The organism is Catenulispora sp. GAS73 (genome assembly GCF_041262085.1).
Lineage (GTDB): Bacteria > Actinomycetota > Actinomycetes > Streptomycetales > Catenulisporaceae > Catenulispora.
The window spans coordinates 58,137-78,023 of the sequence record NZ_JBGCCM010000004.1 but is presented as its reverse complement, the minus strand read 5'-3'; the positions used below and the strand labels follow the sequence as shown (position 1 = coordinate 78,023).

General features: G+C 68.9%; 12 protein-coding genes. 6 read left to right on the top strand and 6 right to left on the bottom strand.

The genetic code is table 11. The features are described 5' to 3' along the window. Window positions 1-98: 98 nt before the first annotated feature. Genes ABH935_RS07315 through ABH935_RS07305 form a run of 3 tightly spaced genes read right to left on the bottom strand, consistent with a single transcriptional unit; the run spans window position 99 to window position 3,465 of the window. Window positions 99-980 (bottom strand): carbohydrate ABC transporter permease, encoded by an 882-nt coding sequence (locus ABH935_RS07315; protein WP_370377017.1) that lies wholly within the window; start codon window positions 978-980, stop codon window positions 99-101. 18 nt (window positions 981-998) lie between these two features. After that, window positions 999-2,039, bottom strand: coding sequence for a carbohydrate ABC transporter permease (locus ABH935_RS07310; RefSeq protein ID WP_370377016.1), 1,041 nt, complete (start codon window positions 2,037-2,039; stop codon window positions 999-1,001). A 34-nt stretch (window positions 2,040-2,073) separates the two neighbouring features. Further along, window positions 2,074-3,465 carry an ABC transporter substrate-binding protein gene (locus ABH935_RS07305; RefSeq protein WP_370377015.1) on the bottom strand — a complete coding sequence of 464 codons (1,392 nt, stop codon included), beginning with the start codon at window positions 3,463-3,465 and terminating at the stop codon, window positions 2,074-2,076. Between the two features lie 375 nt (window positions 3,466-3,840). On the opposite strand from ABH935_RS07305, the gene ABH935_RS07300 reads away from it, so the two are divergent. The 5 genes from ABH935_RS07300 to ABH935_RS07280 all read left to right on the top strand — a co-directional run bounded on the left by ABH935_RS07300 (window position 3,841) and on the right by ABH935_RS07280 (window position 13,176). Beyond that, window positions 3,841-4,872 (top strand): LacI family DNA-binding transcriptional regulator, encoded by a 1,032-nt coding sequence (locus tag ABH935_RS07300; protein ID WP_370377014.1) that lies wholly within the window; start codon window positions 3,841-3,843, stop codon window positions 4,870-4,872. Window positions 4,873-4,953: 81 nt separating this feature from the next. Next, entirely contained in the window at window positions 4,954-5,973 is a 1,020-nt protein-coding gene (locus ABH935_RS07295) for a LacI family DNA-binding transcriptional regulator (protein ID WP_370377013.1), read from the top strand. 303 nt (window positions 5,974-6,276) lie between these two features. Then, a complete protein-coding gene (locus ABH935_RS07290) occupies window positions 6,277-8,721 on the top strand; it encodes a glycosyl hydrolase family 28-related protein (RefSeq protein ID WP_370377012.1) in 2,445 nt (814 codons plus the stop codon). Window positions 8,722-8,753: 32 nt separating this feature from the next. Continuing rightward, window positions 8,754-11,702 (top strand): CBM35 domain-containing protein, encoded by a 2,949-nt coding sequence (locus tag ABH935_RS07285; RefSeq protein WP_370377011.1) that lies wholly within the window; start codon window positions 8,754-8,756, stop codon window positions 11,700-11,702. A gap of 469 nt (window positions 11,703-12,171) precedes the next feature. Continuing rightward, window positions 12,172-13,176 (top strand): GNAT family N-acetyltransferase, encoded by a 1,005-nt coding sequence (locus ABH935_RS07280; RefSeq protein WP_370377010.1) that lies wholly within the window; start codon window positions 12,172-12,174, stop codon window positions 13,174-13,176. A gap of 317 nt (window positions 13,177-13,493) precedes the next feature. Here ABH935_RS07280 and ABH935_RS07275 read toward each other — a convergent pair whose 3' ends face one another. Then, window positions 13,494-15,416, bottom strand: coding sequence for a PAS domain S-box protein (locus tag ABH935_RS07275; RefSeq protein WP_370377009.1), 1,923 nt, complete (start codon window positions 15,414-15,416; stop codon window positions 13,494-13,496). A gap of 278 nt (window positions 15,417-15,694) precedes the next feature. Here ABH935_RS07275 and ABH935_RS07270 point away from each other — a divergent pair, with 278 nt between their 5' ends. Next, window positions 15,695-18,037, top strand: coding sequence for a tetratricopeptide repeat protein (locus ABH935_RS07270; RefSeq protein WP_370377008.1), 2,343 nt, complete (start codon window positions 15,695-15,697; stop codon window positions 18,035-18,037). A gap of 170 nt (window positions 18,038-18,207) precedes the next feature. Here the strand turns inward: ABH935_RS07270 and ABH935_RS07265 are convergent, their stop codons facing one another. Further along, complete coding sequence (locus ABH935_RS07265; RefSeq protein WP_370377007.1) at window positions 18,208-18,708, bottom strand: cupin domain-containing protein; 501 nt, start codon at window positions 18,706-18,708, stop codon at window positions 18,208-18,210. Between the two features lie 24 nt (window positions 18,709-18,732). Next, window positions 18,733-19,695, bottom strand: a complete 963-nt coding sequence (locus ABH935_RS07260; RefSeq protein ID WP_370377006.1) for an NADP-dependent oxidoreductase — start codon at window positions 19,693-19,695, stop codon at window positions 18,733-18,735. Window positions 19,696-19,887: the final 192 nt, after the last annotated feature.

Here is a 19,887-nt window from a genome sequence, read left to right as displayed (position 1 = left end):
GGACCCGCTTTCTGATGCGTACGGTTCGGGTTCAGGCATGGCGGTGCCATACGGACGGCGCGGCACTCCCGCGCGGTCCGTCGGCGGTACTCGGGCGCTCAGCCCTTAAGACTCCCGGCGGTCAGGCCGGACATGATGTTGCGCTGGAAGACCAGGAAGAAGATCAGCGGCGGAATGGCCGCGATCGCCGCGGCCGCGATGACGACGTTCTGCGGCGACGTCGAAGCGGCCTGCGTGATGCCGACGTTCAGCGTCTCCCGGGTCGGGCTGTAGCCGCCCTCGACGAGCAGCGGCCACAGATAGTCCTTCCACACCGCCGTGACCGCGAAGATCGACACCACGCCGAGGATCGGACGCGACATCGGCAGGACGACGGACCACAGCGTGCGCATCCGCCCGGCGCCGTCGATCGCGGCCGCGGCCATCAGGTCGCCGGGGATGGAGTCGAAGAACCGCTTGAGCAGGAAGATGCTGAAGCCGTTGGCGACCGCCGGCAACCAGATCGCCTCGGGCGTGCCGACCAGGTTCACGTGCAGGATCGGCAGGTCCGACACCGTGATGTACTGCGGCACCACCAGGACCGTCGCCGGGATCATCAGCGTCGCGAGCATCAGCCCGAACAGGGCGTTGCCGAACACCGGGCGCAGCTTGGACAGCGCGTAGGCGGCGGCGACGTCGAAGACGAGCTGGAACGCCAGCGCGCCGAACGCGTAATACAGGGTGTTGACGAGCAGCCGGCCGACGCCGCCGACGGTCCAGGCGTCGGCGTAGGTGCCGGGGTGGATCGCGTGCGGGTAGAGCGTCGGCGGGACCTGTACGGACTCGTGTGTCGACTTCAGCCCGTCGGTGAACAGGAAGTACAGCGGGCCGATGAAGATCAGTGTGAACGCGACGATCACGGTCGTGGCCGTGCACCGGTAGGCGATGCGGCCGCGGCGGCGGTTCAGGGCGGTCGTCGAGACGAGGGTTCTGGTCGACATGTTTCTCGCTCCCTGGTCCTAGTCCCGGTCCCGGCTGAGCCACAGGTACCCGGCGGAGAAGACGCCGAGCACGAGCATCAGCAGGACGCCGAGCGCCGAGGCACTGTTGTAGTTGCTGGATCCGGACAGGTTGAAGGCGTACTGGTAGATCAGGTTCACCACCGACACGGTCGAGTTCCCCGGTCCGGCCCCTCCGTTGGTGAGGATGAACGGCTCGATGAACAGCTGCATCGTGCCCACGATCTGCAGCATCAGCATCATCGACAGGATCAGCCGGGTCTGCGGGATCGTGACATGCCGGACTCGGCCGAGGATGCCCGCGCCGTCCAGTTCGGCGGCCTCGTAGAGCTCGCCGGGGATGTTCTGCAGGGCCGCCAGGTAGATGAGCGTCGTGCCGCCCATGTTCATCCAGGTCGAGGCGATGGTGACGGAGACCAGCGCGCTGCCGGAGGACTGGACGAACTGCGACGTCGGCAGGTGCAGCATCCGCAGCAGGTGGTCGAACAGGCCGAAGTTCGGGTCGTAGAAGTACTGGAACAGCAGCAGCGCCGAGGCCGGCGGCAGCATCACCGGCAGGTACACCAGGATCCGGAGATACCCGCGCGCGTGCCGCAGCTCGTTGAGGATGATCGCGGTGAGGAACGGCACCGCGAAGCCGATCAGCAACGCCAGCAGGCTGAACTCGATCGTGTTCTTCCAGGCCTGCGCGAAGGTCGGATCGTGGATGATCCGCGTGTAGTTCTGGAAGCCGGCCCAAGTGGTCTTCGGCTGGCGAGTGATCTTGTCCCGGTGCGTCTGCTGGAAGCTCATGATGATCTCGCGGATCATCGGGTACCACGAGAACATCGCGAAGCACAGCACCGCGCCGATCAGGAAGCCGTGGGCGCCGAGTTGGCGGCGCAGGACCCTGAGGAACCTGCCGTCCCGGCCGCCGTCGGGCACACCGCTCGAACCCCGGCCCGGACCCCCGCTCCGGCCCAGGCCCGGGCCCCAGCCCGGTTTGCCGTCGGCCCGTCCCGGACTGCGCCGTCCCGGTCTGCTGAGGACTTGCTCGGCCATCACCGCTCCCTGATCGGCTCGCTGTCGTGTCGGGCTAGCTCGCGTTCGCGAGCAGCGTGTTCACCTGCGTCTCAGCGGTCTTCAACAGTGCGGCGACGTTGGCGTTGGGGTCCTGCAGCACGCTGAGCATCGTCGCGTCGAGGGTCTTGTAGACGGCCTGCGCGTCGGTGGGCTCCCCCATGCCCTTCTCGTGCGCGTCCACGAACGTCTTGAAGTGCGCCGTGTCGACGGTCTGGCTCGCCGCCTTGAGCTGCTCGTTCTTCGCCGAGGTGGCGCCGACCCAGTCCAGCGGCTCGGGGAAGCCGACCGGCAGGCCGTCGGCCTTGGTGCGCGCGTAGTTGAACTGGCCCTGGCCCGGCGTCAGCATGGCGAAGGCGATCCACTTGACGCCCGCGCGGATCTGCGCCGGGGTGTCGTGCTTGTTGAACACCAGCGCGTCGCCGCCGGACAACGAGCCGGCCGGGGTGCCGCTGGTGCTCGGCAGCGGACCGACGCCGAAGTCGTCGACGTTGCCGCCGTCCTGCGGAACGATCACGTTGTAGATGTCGTCGGGGGCGGCGATGTACATGCCGAGCTTGCCGGCGCCCATCTGCTTCTGCAGGTCGCCCCACTTCAGCTGCTGCGTCGGGCTCATCGAGTCGTCGACGAAGCGCATCTGGTGCAGCGCCTGGAGGACGTCGGTGGCCGGCTGGGCGTTGAACGCCGCCTTGCCGTCGCCGCCGACCATCTGGCCGCCGTTGGCGTCGACCTCCGAGGAGAAGTGCCAGCCGCCGTTGTTGCCCGCGCTGTACTCGCCGTAGCCGTAGATCCCGTTGCCGAGCGCGGTGATCGCCTTGGCGTCCTTCTCCACGTCGGCCCACGTCGTCGGCGGCCGGTCCGGGTCGAGGCCGGCCTGCTGGAACAGCTTGCGGTTGATGATCAGGCCCTGGGTGTAGATGCCGGTCGGCAGTCCGTAGACGGTCTTGCCGGCGGTGACCGCGGCCATCGCCGACGGCGCGATGTCGCTGAAGCCGGGGACGGTGGTGTCGTTGACGTAGGACGTGATGTCCGCGGCCTGCCCGGCGTCCAGGACCTGGTTCAGGTCGGTGAAGTACATGTGGAACACATCGGGCTCGGTGCCGGCCTTCAGCTGCGCGGTGAACGTCGCGGTGTTCTCGCACGGGTAGGTGTCGACGCCCTTGATCGTGACGTTCGGGTTGGCCTTCTCGAACGTCGCGACGTCCTGGAGCCACTCGGTGCGCTGCTTGGCCTGGCTGGTCGGCGGCTCGCAGGCCACCGAGATGGTGACCGGGCCGTCGCCCCCGGCCGGAGCGGCGGCGTTCTGGGAGCTCTTGCTGCTGGAGCACGCCGCGGCGGAGACGCCGAGGCCTGCGACGAGGACGGCGGCGGCTATCCGGCGCGCCGCGGGCCGTCGGGCGGGACTCATCATCGAACACCTTCCATAAGGGGGACCTGCGCTTGGAGTGCGCGGTGGGAAACCTGAATGTGATGGCGAACGCTTGCGATGTGGTGCCGAGTGGGGCTCACCGTACTGACGGTCAAAGATGAACGCAAGATGTCGATGAAAGACCGCAAGGACACGACTCCATCACGGTCTTGATGGGCGAATCGGTGCATACCGCCCGGAAATCCAAACCCGCGCCAGGTCGACGGAATGTGCCGGATCCCGCGCGACGGTTCCGGAATCCCGAAAAAGATCATGCGGCCCGGCCGTGGACGGCGTGCGCCATCGCACTGCCGCGCTCACAAAATGAACGGCTTCCCGCAAACGCTTGCGGGCACCTGTCGTATCGTTGCGACCATGACTCCCCCACCAGCCCGCCGCCTTGCCGAAGTCGCGAAGAAGGTCGGCGTGAGCGAGGCGACCGTGAGCCGGGTCCTCAACAACCGGCCCGGCGTGGCCGAGGCGACCCGCGAAGCTGTGCTGACCGCCCTCGACGTGCTCGGCTACGAGCGCCCCACCCAGCTGCGCGGCGAGCGCGCGCGGCTGATCGGCCTGGTGCTGCCGGAACTGCAGAACCCGATCTTCCCGGCGCTGGCCGAGGTGGTCGGCGGCGCCCTCGCGCAGCGCGGCTTCACCCCGGTGCTGTGCACCCGCACGACCGGCGGCTTATCAGAGGCCTACTACGTCGACATGCTGCTCGACCAGCAGGTGTCCGGCGTCGTCTTCTGCGGCGGGCACTACGCCGAGGCGGACGCGCCGCACGAGCACTACGAACTGCTCCGGGAGCGCGGCGTGCCGGTCGTGCTGTTCAACGCGGCCGTCGGCCATCTGGGTTTCCCCTGCGTCGCCACCGATGACGAGGTCGCCTCCGAGCAGTCCTTCGGGCACCTGGTCTCGATGGGGCACACCCGCCTGGGCGCGGTCGTCGGCCCGGAGGACCACGTGCCCTCGCAGCGCCGGGTCGCGTCGCTGCGCGCGCAGGCCGCGCGGTCGTCGGGGGCCGTGACGGTCGAGGTCGCGCACGCGCAGTTCTCGATGGAGGCCGGCCGGGCGGCGGCCGCGCGCCTGTTGGCCAAGGACGTCACCGGCCTGGTGTGCGGCAGCGACATCCTGGCCCTGGGCGCGATCCGCGCCGTGCGCCGGGCCGGGAAGGACGTGCCGGCCGACGTCTCGGTGATCGGCTTCGACGATTCCGGCTTCATGAACTGCACCGACCCGCCGCTGACCACGGTGCGCCAGCCGATCGAGGCGATGGGCCGGGCCGCGGTGACGCTGCTGCTGAACCAGGTCGAGGGGGCGGCGGCGAGCGAGGAGGAGCTCCTGTTCGAGCCGGAGCTCGTCGTGCGGGGGTCGACCGGGCCGCTCCGGGACGGCGCCAAGGGCGCTTGAGGAGCCCGCGTCGGGATGCGATGACGATTTTCGTCAAAGATCACGTCGTTTCTTGCGTAGATCGGTTGTACGCTGACGCCCGTGGCCACGAAGCTTACTGAGGTAGCCGCGTTCGCTGGCGTGAGTCTCGCCACGGTCCGCCGCGTCCTCAACGACCAGCCGTCCATAGCCCAGGAGACGCGGGAGCGCGTCCTGACGGCCCTCGACGTGCTCGGACACGAGCGCCCGTCCAAGCTGCGCGGGCACCGGGCCGGCCTGGTCGGCCTGGTCGTGCCGGACCTGCAGAACCCGATCTTCCCGGCGTTCGTGGAGACCGTCTCGGCCGGACTGGTGAAGCAGGGCCTCATGCCGGTGCTGTGCACCCGCACCGCGGACGGCGTGTCCGAGGCCAACTACATCAAACTCCTGATGGACCACGAGGTCGCCGGAATCGTCTTCATCGGCTCCTCCTACGCCGACGCCGGGCCCGAGCACGGCCGCACCCTGAAAGAGCGCGGCATCCCGGTCGTCCTGATCAACCCGGCCGACGCCAACGACGGCGTCCGCCGGATCACCGTCGACGACGCCTCGGCGGTGGACCAGGCGCTGGAGCACCTGCGGGCGCTGGGCCACACCCGGATCGGCATGCTGCTGGGCCCCGGGGGCCACATCCCCTCGGCCCGCAAACTCGGCGCCTTCGTCGCGGACTGGGAACGGCGCGCGGCTCCCGACAGCGACCCGGGCGCGTGGCGGGAACTGGTCGCGCACACCGGATTCTCGATGGAAGACGGCCGTACCGCGACCGCCCGGCCGCTGGAGGCCGGAGCCACGGCCCTGATCTGCGCCAGCGACGCGCTGGCGCTGGGCGCCGTGCGCGCCGCGTACCGGCAGGGCATGAGCATTCCCGGGGATCTGTCGGTGGTCGGCTTCGACGACTCGCCCTACATGATCGCCACCGATCCGCCGCTGACCACGGTGCGCCAGCCGGTGCGCGCGATGGGCGCCGCCGCCGTGGACGCCTTGAAGGCACAGATCGGCGGACACGCCGGGCCTCCGGACGAGACCCTTTACGAGCCCGAGCTGATCGTCCGCGCCTCGACGGGGGTCGTGCGGTCCCGCTGACCGTCTCGGCGCCGCGCTTTAGGTAGCTTCTTCGCAGGTCATCGCAGGTCACCGCAGACGCAGCGGCCTGAGAAACAGGCACGTCCGCACCTTTGCCACGATCCTGAGTCAGGAATCTGCGCTGTGACGCAAGATTGTCCGTGGATTTTGGCGATTTTTTGCGCTGCCCTCTGGACTTCAGCCTTTCGGGGTCGTACGGTTTCGCCAGTCTTCCAGCCCTACGAAACACCGTCGTAACCCCGCCACCAGCGCGATGGGTCACGCGACGGTACCCCCATGCCTCATTTCAAGGAGTACCGAGCGATGCTCCGCCTTACACCACGCTTGACGCAGGCTGCTTTGCTTGCGATCTGCTTGGCCTCGACGACGGCCTTCACCGCATCGTCCGCCCGCGCGACGACGCCGCAGCCCGCGTTCTCCGGCGCACCCGGCGCCGCCGTCCCGTTCACCGAGTACTCAGCAGCGAACGCGACCACCAACGGCATCGTCACCGCGGCTTCCCGGGCGTTCACCCAGCTCGCCGCCGAGGCGACCGGCCGACGCGCCGTTCAGTTGGCGGCGAACCAGTACGTCGAGTTCGTCCTGACCCGGCCGGCGAACGCCGTCGACATCCGGTACTCGGTGCCCGACGGCGCCGCCGATTCAGCACTGCGGCTCAGCGCCGACGGCAAGCCTCTCGCGACTGCCGCACCGCTGACCACGACCGCCCGGTTCTCGCACTTCTACGGGAATTACCCCTTCACCAAGAACCCCGCCGACGGCGGCGAACACCACTACTTCGACGACACTCGCGCCCTGTTCGCCGGGAACCGTGTGCTCCCGGCCGGGACGCGAGTGCGCGTCACGGCCGCGCAGCCCACGACCGTCGACGTCGCAGACTTCGAAAACGTCGCCGCACCGCGGACCCGGACCCCCGCCGGGGCGTTGAGCGTCCTCGACTTCGGTGCCGACCCCACCGGCGCGGCGGATTCCAGCCAGGCGGTCCAGAACGCCATCGACGCCGGCCGCGCCCAGCAGAAGACGGTCTGGATCCCGCCGGGCACCTACACCGTCACCCGCCACCTGATCGTGGACAAGGTCGCCGTGCAGGGCGCCGGCCCCTGGTACTCGGTCCTGCACGGAGCCGGGGTCGGCGTTTTCGGCGACGCGGCTCCGACACCGAGCACCGCCGTCCACCTCTCCGGGTTCGCGATCTTCGGCGAGACCACGATTCGCGACGACTCGGTCTCCGACAGCGGCGTCGGCGGCTCGCTCGGCGGCGGCTCGACGGTCGATGAGCTGTGGGTCCAGCACACGAAGGCCGGCATGTGGCTCGACGGCCCCGCCGACGGCCTGACGATCAGCGCCTCGCGGATCCAGGACACCACCGCGGACGGCGTGAACCTGCACGACGGCGTCAGCCACACCACGGTGCGGAACACCTTCGTCCGCAACACCGGGGACGACGGCATGGCCATGTGGTCGGACCAGAACGCCGACCACGACAACGCCTTCGTCCACGACACCGTCGTGCAGCCGCAGCTCGCCAACGGATTCGCGGTCTACGGCGGGCACGACAACGCGGTCCAGGACGACCTCGCGGCCGACACCGTGACCCAGGGCGGCGGCGTCCACGTCGGCAACCGCTTCGGATCCGTCCCCCTGGCCGGGACGACGACCATCGCCGGAAACCTGCTGCTGCGGACCGGCGACCTCGTCCCCAACGCCCCGACCGAGATCGCCGCGCTCTGGTTCGACGCCGCGGACTCGCCGATGACCGGCGCGATCTCCGTCCAAGACGACACCATCGTCGACAGCTCCTACGCCGCGATCCAGTTCGTCGGGAAGAGCATCACCGGCGTCCGGGTCGACCGGGTCGCCATCGCCGGGGCCGGGACGTTCGCCGTCCAGCTCCAGGCCCCCGGCTCGGCCACGTTCTCGGACGTGGCAGCGTTCGGTCTGGGCGCCTCCGGAACCTACGACTGCGCCAGCGGATTCGCCATCACGAAGAGCGGCGCGAACTTCGGCTGGGACCGGACAGCGTGCGGCTTCCCGCCGAACGGCACGCTGTCGATCGACAAGGCCGACGGCGTCGACTTCGGCTTCCAGGCGCTGAACACCGGCAGCACCCAGCCGGTCGTCATCACCAACCCGGGGCCGAAGCCGATCACCGTGCAGCGGATCGCCGCCCCGACCGGGTTCACGGCCGACGACCCCTGCGGCACCATCGCCGTCGGCGCCTCCTGCACCGTGCACGTCGGCTTCGATCCGGCGGCGTCGGGCAACTTCACCGGCTTGCTGACCATCGACAGCACTTCTCCGGCCGGTCCGTACGTGGTGGGGCTCAAGGGCGTCGGCTTCGACCCGAACGGCGACCTGGCCCTGGGCCGCACCGCGACGTCCAGCTCGCAGCAGTGCTCGTGGTGCGGTCCGGACAAGCTGACCGACGGCGACCCGACCACGTACTTCGAGAGCCAGGACGGCACGTTCCCGCAGACGGTCACGGTCGATCTCGGGCAGAGCACGTCCGTCGACCGTGTCGTCCTCAAGCTGCCGCCGAACTGGGGCGCCCGCACGGAGACGCTGTCCGTCGCGGCCGACGGGGCACCTCTGGTCGCCTCCGCCTCGTACACCTTCGACCCGGCCAGCGGGAACGCCGTCACGATCGCGTTCCCGGCCACGGTCCTGCGCACGCTGACGCTGACCGTCACCGGCAACACTGGCTGGCCCGCCGCGCAGCTTTCCGAGTTCGAGGTCTACGCACACTGATTCCCTCCCATCCCGAGTAAGGAGTACGACCAATGCTCCGATCCAAACGCGGATCCGCCGTCGGCTTGCTGACGGCCGCGACCCTCGCGTGCACGACCGTCGCGGTCTGGACGATCGCCCAGAGCGCGTCGGCGGCCGGCACCACCTATGAAGCGGAGAACGCTGCGCTTTCCGGCGGCGCGGTCGTCGCCGGCGACCACACCGGGTACACCGGCACGGGGTTCGTCGCGGGATACACGGACACTGACAAGGGCACGGCGAACACGACCTTCTCGGTCACGGCGAGCAGCGCGGGGAACGAAACCGTCGCGCTGCGGTACGCCAACGGGACCGGCGCGCAGATGTCGCTCTCGCTCTACGTCAACGGCACCAAGCTCAAGCAGATCCTGCTGCCGGCGACCACCGACTGGAACACCTGGACCACGGAGACCGAGACCGTCTCGCTCAACGCAGGCACCGACTCGATCTCCTACAAGTTCGACAGCACCGACCTGGGCAACGTCAACCTCGACAACATCACGGTGGCCCCTGTCTCCCCGCCGCCGCCCGGACAGTACGAGGCTGAGAACGCGGCGTTGTCCGGCGGCGCCGTCGTCGCCAGCGACCACACCGGCTACACCGGGACCGGCTTCGTCGGTGGATACACGGACACTGATAAGGGCACGGCGAACACGACGTTCACCGTGACCGAATCGGCGGCCGGTTCCACGACCACGGCCCTGCGGTACGCCAACGGGACCGGGGCGCAGATGTCGCTCTCGCTCTACGCCAACGGCACCAAGCTCAAGCAGATTCTGCTGCCGGCGACCGCCGACTGGAACACGTGGACCACAGAGACCGAAGCCATCTCGCTGAACGCCGGCAGCAACACGATCTCGTACAAGTTCGACAGCACTGACCTCGGCAACGTCAATCTCGACAACATCGTGGTCGCGCCGATCACGTCGCCGACGAGCAGCAGCTCCAGCTCGTCGCCTCCGCCGCCGCCTTCGGGCCAGCCGTATGAGGCGGAGACGGCGTTCTTCTCGGGTGGGCCAAGTGTCGCGACGTCCATCGCCGGTTACAACGGATCCGGCTACCTGACCGGCTTCACGACGCAGGGCGCGCGCACGGTCATCGACGCGTTCCTTCCTTCTGCCGGAACGGATGCGGTCACTCTTCGGTACGCCAACACCACCGGCTCGGCTCAGACCATCTCGCTGTACATCAATGGTCTGAAACAGCAGCAGCTCTCGCTCCCGGCGGGCGCCGGCTGGCTGACCAGCACGCTGAACCTGACGCTGCGGTCCGGTGAGAACCTCATCGGCTTCCAGAACGACTCCGGCGACACCGGGAACATCGGCATCGACGACGTCACCGTCGCCAACGGGACGGGTCCGGCTGCGGTCGGCGCGACCGTCCCCTACACCGAATACGTCGCCTCGACGGCACAGACCAACGGCACGGTTCTGGCGGCGAGCCGGAGCTATCCGAGCATCCAGTCGGAATCGACCGGACGCCAGGCGGTGCAGCTCACCGCGACCGGGCAGTACGTGCAGATCACGCTGGCCCGGCCGGCGAACTCGATCGTCGTGCGCTACTCCATCCCCGACAACTCCGACGGTTCGACGGCCACCGCGCCGATCGCCTTGTACGCCAACGGCAACAAGGTCCAGGACCTGGGCCTGACCAGCCAGTTCAGCTGGCTGTACGGCGGCGGCTACACCGACACGCACAGCCCGTCGAACGGTCCGGCGCACCACTTCTACGACGAAACCAGAGCCCTGATCGGCAACTGGCCCGCCGGCACCGTCCTGAAGCTCCAGAAGGACGCCGCCGATACCGCCTCCTCCTACACCTTCGACGTCATCGACACCGAACAGGTCGATCCGGCGTTCACCATGCCCTCGGGCTTCGCCTCCGTCACCGACTACGGCGTCACGCCGAACAACGGCGCCGACGACACCTCCGCGATCAACAGCGCACTGTCCTCGCTCGCCGGCACCGGCAAGGGCCTGTGGTTCCCGGCCGGCACCTACGACATCTCCGGGCGGATCACCATCAACGGCGTCCCGGTGCGCGGCGCCGGCCAGTGGTACACGACCATCCAGTCCACCGCACTGAACGGCAGCGGCGGGCTGTACACGTCCGGCGGCGTGAACCAGATCGCCGATCTGACGATCAGCGGCGACCAGACCGACCGCAACAGCGACAGCGGCGCGGCCGGCATCGAGGGGACGTTCCAACCCGGATCGCTGATCTTCGACGTCTGGATGGAGCACCTGAAGGTCGGGCTCTGGGCCGTCCCGGCGAACGGCCTGTACGCGACCGGGATGCGCGTCCGCGACGTCTTCGCCGACGGCGTCCACTTCCACGGCGGCAGCGCGAACTCGCGCGTCGACCAGTCCGTCGTCCGCAACACCGGCGACGACCAGCTGGCGCTCGACACCGAGGGCGGCAACGTCACGAACTGCGTCCTGGCGAACAACACCGTGCAGAGCCCGATCCAGGCCAACGGCATCGGCGTGTACGGCGGCTCGGGCAACGTCGTGGAGGACAACCAGGTGTCGGACACCGTCGCGTTCGGAGCGGGGATCACGATCAGCACCCGCTTCGGCGCCGGCTTCAGCGGCCCGACGACCGTCAACGGCAACGTACTGACGCGCGCCGGCTCCTTCAACAGCGGCTGGGGCAGCAGCCTCGGAGCGCTGTGGATCTACGCGAACCTCGACGACATCACCCAACCGGTGACCGTCAGCGGCAACACGATCACCTCGGCCGGCTACGAAGGCGTCCTGCTCAGCTACGCCAAGCAGATCAGTAACCTGACACTCGACCACCTGTCCATCAACGGCGCCGGGACGTACGGCATCAACGTCAGCAACGTGACCGGCGGGATGACAGCGAACTACGTGACCGTGTCCGGGACCGGCTCCGGCGGTCTGAACAACCCGGGAAGCGGGTTCAGCATCACGCGTGGACCCGGGGACACCGGCTGGTAGCTGCCGGAGGTCCTGGAGCCGTCGGAAGAAACGGCTTCGGATGTAGCGCGGTGCCGCAGCGTCAGTGATCGCTGCGGCACCGCGCCTGGGTCACAAGGCCAACCGCGGCGATGCCACCACATCCCGGGCAGGATGTACCCGGCGCGCCTTGGAGCTTCTTCAACGATTTTTCAGACGCAGGACACTAGGATCTGACGCGCACCGGCGCTTTTGTCGGAACGCCACCGGTTACTGGGGAGAGTAACCCACAGCTGAAACCTCGGGGTATCTGATGTCGGCATCGACCAGGCGGGGCACCGGTTGGACCGCGGAAGTCGCCTCGGGAGCCGACGCACTCGATACCCTGGGAACCGAGTGGGACCAACTGTTCAGACGCTGCTCGGCGGCGACTCCGTTCCAGTCGAGGATCTGGCTCTCGTCGTGGTGCCGGTGGTATGGGCCGGCGAACGGCCGCCTGTGTCTGGTCTGCGTGCGGTACCAGGGTGTTCTGGTCGCCGCCGCGGCGCTCGTCCTCACCCGGCAGCGGCTGTGGCGGGTGCTCCGGCCGGCGGGCGTCGAGCAGTCAGACTTCTGCGACGTCCTCGTCGACGACTCGGGCGACGGCGTGCCGGACGCGCGGACCATCCTCGGACGCCTGGCCGCGGCGATACGCGACGAGCTGCGCTTCGACCTCCTTGATTTCCCCGACGTGCGGCCCGGCAGCGTCTTGGCCCGGGTCCGCGACGACTGGCCGAGCGGGGCGACGGAGATCCCCGGCGAGGTGTGCTTGTCCCTTCCCGGGGTGCCGATGGAGGAGCACGTCGAGGCGATCGAGGCGACCAAGATCCGGCAGCGGTTGCGCAGGAGACTACGCGAACTCGACAGGGTCGGCCTGGAGGTCCGCCTGGTCCCGGCGGCCGAGTCCGAGGACGCGGTGGCCAGGTTCCTCGAACTGCACCGTCAGCAGTGGGCCGACCGTTCGGTCAACTCGGAGCACCTGACGGAGCGCTTCAGGGGCCATCTCACGGCGGTGCTGCGAGAGTCGACCGAGCCCGGTGAGACCACCGGCTTCCAGACCGTTCTCGCGGAGTTCTCGCTGAAGAACAAGGAGACGCTGGAGGTGGAACACGTCGCCTCGGACCTCCTGATCGTCGGCCGGTCCATGGTCGCCGGCTACCTGTACGGCTATCTGCCGAGCCTGCGATCCCGCGTCGACGTGTCCGTCGCCCTCACACGCGCCGCGATGGCGATGGCCGCCGAACGAGGCGTTCCGGAGTTGTCGCTGCTCCGCGGCACCGAGCCGAACAAGTACCAGCTGTCCCCGAACCAGGTGCAGAACGTCCGGATCGTCCTGGCGGACGGGGCCTGGGGGGCCGTCGGACTCTGGGCGATCCGGGGGTGGCGGTTGACCTCGAAGGCCGTCAAGCGCCTGAACGCGGCGGTGGTGGGGGTGCGCCAAGTGCGGCGTCCAGCGTCAGGGCCTAATCGTCGCTGACTCCGGGTTCATCAAGAAGGGCATCACCTCGGCCGGTGTCGCTCGCTGTGTTGCTCGGAGAATCAGTGCTCGGAGAATCAGTGCTCAGGGACGACCGCGACCGGGCAGCGTGGGTGATGTAGCACGCTGTGCGCGACGGCACCGACGCGCATCCCCATCGTGGCCCTTGTGGGCCTTGCCGCCGATGACCACCAGGTCGGCGAGCTCGGTGGATTCCACCAGCAGCTTGGCCGGCAGCCCGGCCAGCACCTCGAAACTGGAGAAGGCGTGAGGAGCGGGCCGGGGTCGGTATGGGGCCGGCATGGAAGCCGACCGACTCACCCCCGCGGGGGCGCGACGGTGCACCACACCGTCTTGCCCCCGCTGCTCGGTCTGGTCCCCCACGCCTGCGCGAGCGCCTCGACCAGCATCAGACCCCGGCCCGACTCGTCCTCCGCGCCGGCCCGGCGCGCCTGCGGTCCGCGGGTGCTGCAGTCGGTGACCTCGACCGTCACCCGGTCGTGGAAGCCCAGCAGCCGCAGGGTGACCGCGCCGCCGCGCCCGTGGCGGACGGCGTTGGTCAGCAGCTCGGAGGTCAGCAGCTCGACGGTGTCTCGGGTCTCGGCGTCCGGGCAGTCCCAGGTGTCGACGGTCGCCACCGCGAACTCGCGGCCGACGGCCACGCTGCGCTGTTTGCACGGCAGGTCGACGACGGCCGTCGCCTTCGGGGCCTCGGGCATGCGGACCAGGACCAGGGTCACGTCGTCCCCGCAGGCGCCGTCGACCATGAGCGCTTCCAGCACCGACTTCACCGTCAGCTCCAGGTTGTGGCCGGCCCTGGACGCCGCGCACAGTGCCGCCCCCAAGGCGCCGATGCGCTCGTCGATGTCGCTGCGCGGGGTCTCGACCAGACCGTCGGTGTAGAACGCCAGCATGGCCCCCTGCGGCACGGACAGCTGCGCTTCGCGGTGCACCGAGCCCCCGACGCCGAGCGGCACCGAGATCGGAGCGGGCAGCCGGTAGGCCGCGCCGCCGTCCTCGGCGACCACCAGGATCGGCAGGTGCCCGGCGGAGCAGACCACGACCTTGCCCGAGTCCGGGTCGATCACCAGATAGCAGCAGGTGACCAGCTGGTCGGGAAGGTCCGCGACGATGGTGTCCAGGGTCTGCATCAACCGGCTCGGCGAGGCGCCGGTGCGGGCCAGGGCGTTGGCGGCCGAGCGCAGTTGCCCCATGACGGCCGCGGCCTCCAGCCCGCGGCCCATGACGTCGCCGATGAGGACCCCGACCCGGCCGTCCGGGAGCGGCACCGTGTCGAACCAGTCGCCGCCGACACCGGCGCCGGCCGTGGCCGGCAGGTAGCAGTGTGCCGTCTCCAGACCAGGCGGCTGGACAGGAGTTCCCATCAGCGCGTGCTGAAGAGTCAGGGCGATGTGTTGCTGCTGTTGGTACAGCGCGGTCAGCTCTCGCTGCGCGCGGGAGAGCTCGGAGATGTCGCGCGCGATGGCTGCGGCACCCACCACGACGCCCTGCCCGTCCCGCAACGGCGACAAGGTGACATCGACGTCGACCAGCCAGCCGCCCTTGGCCACCCGCAACGTCTCCACGTGCTCGACCTGCTCGCCGGCCGCCAGGCGGCCGATCAGGTCCTCGTACTCGGCGCGGCAGTCCTCCGGCAGCAGGATCGCCATGGTCCGGCCGACCGCTTCGGCCTCGGCGTAGCCGTAGAGCCGCTCGGCGCCGGCGTTCCAGAACGTGATCCGGCCGTCCAGGGTCATGGTGCTGATCGCGTCCTGGCTGGAGGAGACGATGGCCGCCAGGTCCCGGATCTTCTTGTCCGCGGCCCGGCGCTCGGACACGTCACGGACCGCCGCCGAGAACAGCGGACCGTCGTCGTCCTGCAGCGGGCTCAGGGAGATCTCGACCGGGAACTCCGAGCCGTCCTTGCGCAGCCCGAACAGCTCCAGCCCGGCACCCATCGGCCGCACCTGCGGACGAGTGCTGTAGTCCTGGCGGTGGAACTGGTGCGGCCCGCGGAACCGCGGCGGCACCAACTGCTCGACCGGCTGCCCGAGCAGTTCGGCGCGCTCGTAGCCGAACATGCACTCGGTCTGCGCGTTGACCAGCAGGATGCGCCCGGACCGGTCGACGATCACCATCGCGTCCGGCGCCGCTTCCAGCAACGCGCGGAAACGCCTCTCAGCGTGAACCAACTCACTTGCTCCGTCGGCGACGGATAAGTCGCCACCTTCGTTCGACATGCCGGTACCCCAGCGTCTGGTCGCGATCACTTCCACGACGGCGGACCCGAGGTCCCGCCGTGACCGTCCCGTCCCACCCCGCGACCGCCCGCTGCCATTCAACCACCGTCCGTCACACCGCGTCCGCGGAACGGCGCGATCGGTGAAGGGCGGACCTGCGCGTGCCGCTGGCCCGCTCGGCGGACGCCGAACGAAAAGCCGCCGCCGCAGAGTGACCCGCCGGTCCACTGTGAGACCCGAATCCGGGACAACCCTGAACGCTCGTAAGATGTTGAGCCATGGACGGCGGATCGTCGAACACTGACAAGCAGGCCTCTCCCGACCCGGCGAAGGCGACGGACCTGACCGACTACGCCAGCCTGCTGGACCAGCTGCGGATCCGGTGCGGGGAGCCGTCGTACAGAACGCTGGCCCGCAAGGTGGGTCCACTCCTGCGCCCGCCGCGTGTGCTGGCCCACTCCACAGTCGCCACCCTGTTCCAGCCGCAGCGCCGGCGTCTCGACCAAGATCTGCTGACCGCCGTCGTACGAGCGCTGACAGCCGACGAGCCCACGGTCCACCGCTGGCGCGAGGCGTACCTGAGGATCCAGCGAGACGCGAAAGCCGGAGGGCCGACAGGGGTGTTCCGGCAGCTGCCGGCGGATCTGGCCACTTTCACCGGACGTGAGATCCCCCTCCGCGATCTCGTCGAGGCCGCGACCGCCCCCGCGCGCGACCGGGCGACGACTGTCGTGGTGTCGGCGATCGAAGGCATGGGAGGCATCGGCAAGACCGAGCTGGCGGTGCACGCTGCCCACGAGCTCCTGCGCGCGGGCCACTACGGCGGCGTCCAGTTGTTCGTGAACCTGCGCGGCTTCGACCCCGATCAACCGCCGGCCAGCCCTTCGTCGGTGCTGGAAGCCTTCCTCCGGCAACTGGGCGTGCCCGACCAGCACATCCCTGCGAACATCGACGAGCGTGCCGTGATGTTCCGCGACCGGCTGGCCGGAAGACAGGCGCTGATCGTGTTGGACAACGCCGCCGACGAAAACCAGGTCCGAGATCTGATCCCGGCAGGCCCGGACTGCCTGGTACTGATCACCTCGCGTCGCAGCCTCGCAGGCCTCGACGGAGCACACCTGTGCCGGCTAGGAGTGTTCGACAAGAACGAGGCGATCACGATGCTCGCTCGCATCGTCGGCAAGGAGCGCGTCGACGCCGAGCCCGCGACCGCCGAGAACATCGTGGCGATGTGCGGATACATGCCGCTGGCGATCTCGCTGGCCGGGGCGCGTCTGCGGTCCCGGCCGACCTGGAGTCTGTCGGACCTTTCCGGACGGCTGGAACGAGGGCTGGAAGGATTCGCCGCCGGGACCCGATCCCTCGTCCCGATATTCGAGCTGTCGTATCGAGGGCTGCCCGACCTCGACCAGCGCGTGTTCCGTGCGTTGGGGGCACACCCCGGGCCAGACTTCACCGCGGCGTCGACGGCGGTCGCGGCCGGGGTCGACCCCGAGCGGGCCGACCGCTGTCTGCAACGCCTTCTCGACGAGTATCTGATCCAGGAGAAGACGCCTGGACGCTTCGAACTGCACGACCTGCTGCGAGCCTACGCAGTCGAGTTGTTCTTGAAGCAGACACCCGAGAACGAGCAGACCGCCGCCGTCGAACGACTGCTGAGCTGGTATCTGGCCCAGGCCCACGCGGCAGCGTCAGCAATCAGTCCCACCCGCCACGCGCCGCCACTTGGGGAACTCGCCGCGGTAGGCGATTTCCGGGAGAGCGCGCAGGCCTTGTCCTGGTACGACCAGGAGTACCCGAACCTCGCCGCGCTGTTCGCCACAGCCTGTGAAATGTCCGGCTCCGACTACCCCTGGCAGTTGGCCGGAACGGTGTCGATGTACCTGCGGCTGCGGTGCAGGTTCGCCGAGGTCGAACGGATCCACTCAACGGCACTCGCCTGCGCCCGGGCCGCCGGAAGCAGGACCGGTGAAGCTTGGATCCTCAGCGACCTGGGCAGCGTCCTGGCGGAGCGCGGCCGCCCCCACGATGCCGTCGAACACCTGGAATGCGCACTCGATCTGAGCCGCGACCTGGGCGACGCGGCCGGCGAAGCCACGACATTGGGCCGTCTCGCGCACGCCTACGTCATCAGCGGACGGCCTGAGGACGGCCTGCGGTACAGCCTCCAAGCACTGGACCTGGCTCGGAGCGCCGGCGATCGCGCTCGGGAGGCTTCGGCGCTGAACAAGGTAGGCGGATGCCTGTGCATGCTCGGGCGTTTCGAGGAAGCACTACCCTATTTGCACGCCAAACGCGCCCTTCACCTCGCCGACGGCGATATGAACGCACTGAGCCTCGCGCTGCACAATCTGGCTGAGACACATGAAGCGCTCGGCCAATACACGGAGGCACTAGAAGTCTTCGGCGACTACCTGACGATCGCGCAGAACGCTGGTGATCTGCACGGCGAAGCCGGAGCCCGGTTCGGTATCGCCCGCTGCCGTCAGGCGACCGGGGCTGACAGCACCGCAGTAGTTGAAATCCTCGAACCCGCCTGCGCGATCTTCGACGATCTCGAAGTTCCGGAGGCCGTCGACGCCAGGTCACTGTTGGAAAAGGTCCGCGCCCCCGTTCGGTGATTCGAGGACGCCATTCCTGGGGCTGCAGACACCGAGGGCCCGGTACGAGTCAACCCCGACAGCCCGCGCGAGCAACGACTCGCCAACATCCGCCGGATCTATCTACGGTCCGGAGAAGGAAGCGCTCGGCGTCCCGGCCATCGAGATCGAACTCGTCTTAAAGCGGTGAGCTACAGGAATTCGCTTCGGTAGGTCCCGGCCAGCTCGGCCGCGAGGCGGCGGCGCTGTACGAGTTCGTCCTGCGACAGCTGCGGCGGTGGCGCGTCCTTGCCGGTGACGACGTCACCGATGCGCATGAAGTACTCGTCCTGGCCGGCAGGGGTGCACATGCACAGCATGCGGGCCGGCGCGCCGGAGACGTTGCGGAAGTTGTGCGGCGCGTTGGCCGGGACGTTGATCGTGGACCCGGCGTGGACGGTGTGCTTCTCGCCGCGGAAGGTGAACTCGATCTCGCCTTCGAGGATGGTGAACATCTCCTCGAAGTCATGACGGTGTGGCGGCGGACCGCCTCCGTCGGGGATGCGCATGTCGATCAGACAGTATCGGCCGTCGGTCTGCTCGCCGGTGATCAGCATGGCGTAGGTGTTGCCCACCAGCGAGATGTAGGTCGTGCTCGGGTCGTCGGGGTTCGCCACGGTCAACGGACGGGACGGGTCGTCAGCGGGGAGCATTGCGGTCTCTCCTTCAAGCGTCGGTCAGGTTGGCATCGGGCATCGGGCATCGGGCGCGAGGACGACGACCTTGCCGCCGGGCAGGTTGCCCGCGGCGGCGTCGGCGTGCAGGGCCGACAGTTCGGCCAGCGGAACCCGCCGGGCGACCTCGACACGCAGCTCGCCGCGATCGACCAGCTCCACGAGGTGCGTCAGCTGCTGCGCGTCGCTGCGGACGAACAGGTCGATGCCGCGGACGTCGCGCTGTTCGTCGCTGGGCGCGGGCATCCACACGGTGGTGTTCACCAGGACACCGCCCGGTCGGATCAGGTCGAGCAGTCCGGCCAGCTGCGCCGGTTCGATCGGCGCGAGGTTGAGCACCACGTCGACCGGGCTTGTCGCCGCGTCGACCGCTGTGGTGGTGTGGTCGATGACCTCGTCTGCTCCTGCGGCCTTGACTCGGTCGCTGCTGCGCGGGCTTGCCGTGGCGATCACGTACGCGCCAGCGTCCTTGGCCAGCTGCACGGCATAGCCGCCGACCGCCCCGCCCGCGCCGTTGATCAGCACGCGCTGGCCCGCCGTGAGCTTCGCGTGGTCGAACAGCGCCTGCCACGCGGTGAGGCCGACGGTAGGCAGCGCTGCGGCGTCGGCGAGGGCGACGCTGGTGGGCGCCGACGCGAGGATATCGGCCGGGGCCACGACGTACTCCGCGGACGCACCGGCTTCCGCCATCGGCAGGAACCCGACGACCCGCTCACCGACCTCGAAACCATCGACACCCTCGCCGAGCGCGGCGACCGTGCCGGACACGTCGATGCCCGGGGTGTGCGGGAGCTTCACCGGGATCGGGCCCTGCATGAACCCGGCGCGGATATTGCCGTCGACCCCGTTGAAGGACGTCGCAGCGACCCTGATCAAGGCCTGGCCGGGTCCGGGGGCGGGCTGCTCGACGTCCTCGTAGCGCAGAACGCTCGGGTCGCCGTACTCGTGGAAACGCACTGCCTTCATCGCGAACTCTCTTCTCTTCTCGGCAAGTGCTTCGCTTTCGAAGCACTTGCTGACCATAGCATGCTTCGAATCTGAAGCAAGCTGGCTTGCGCATGACCTGCGGGCGGAGCGTGAAGACCAGGAGGATCTGGTGTTCTACCAGCGCCGCAGCGTCCGATGGGTCAAGCGTGGCGCGAACCGGGAACCGGATGA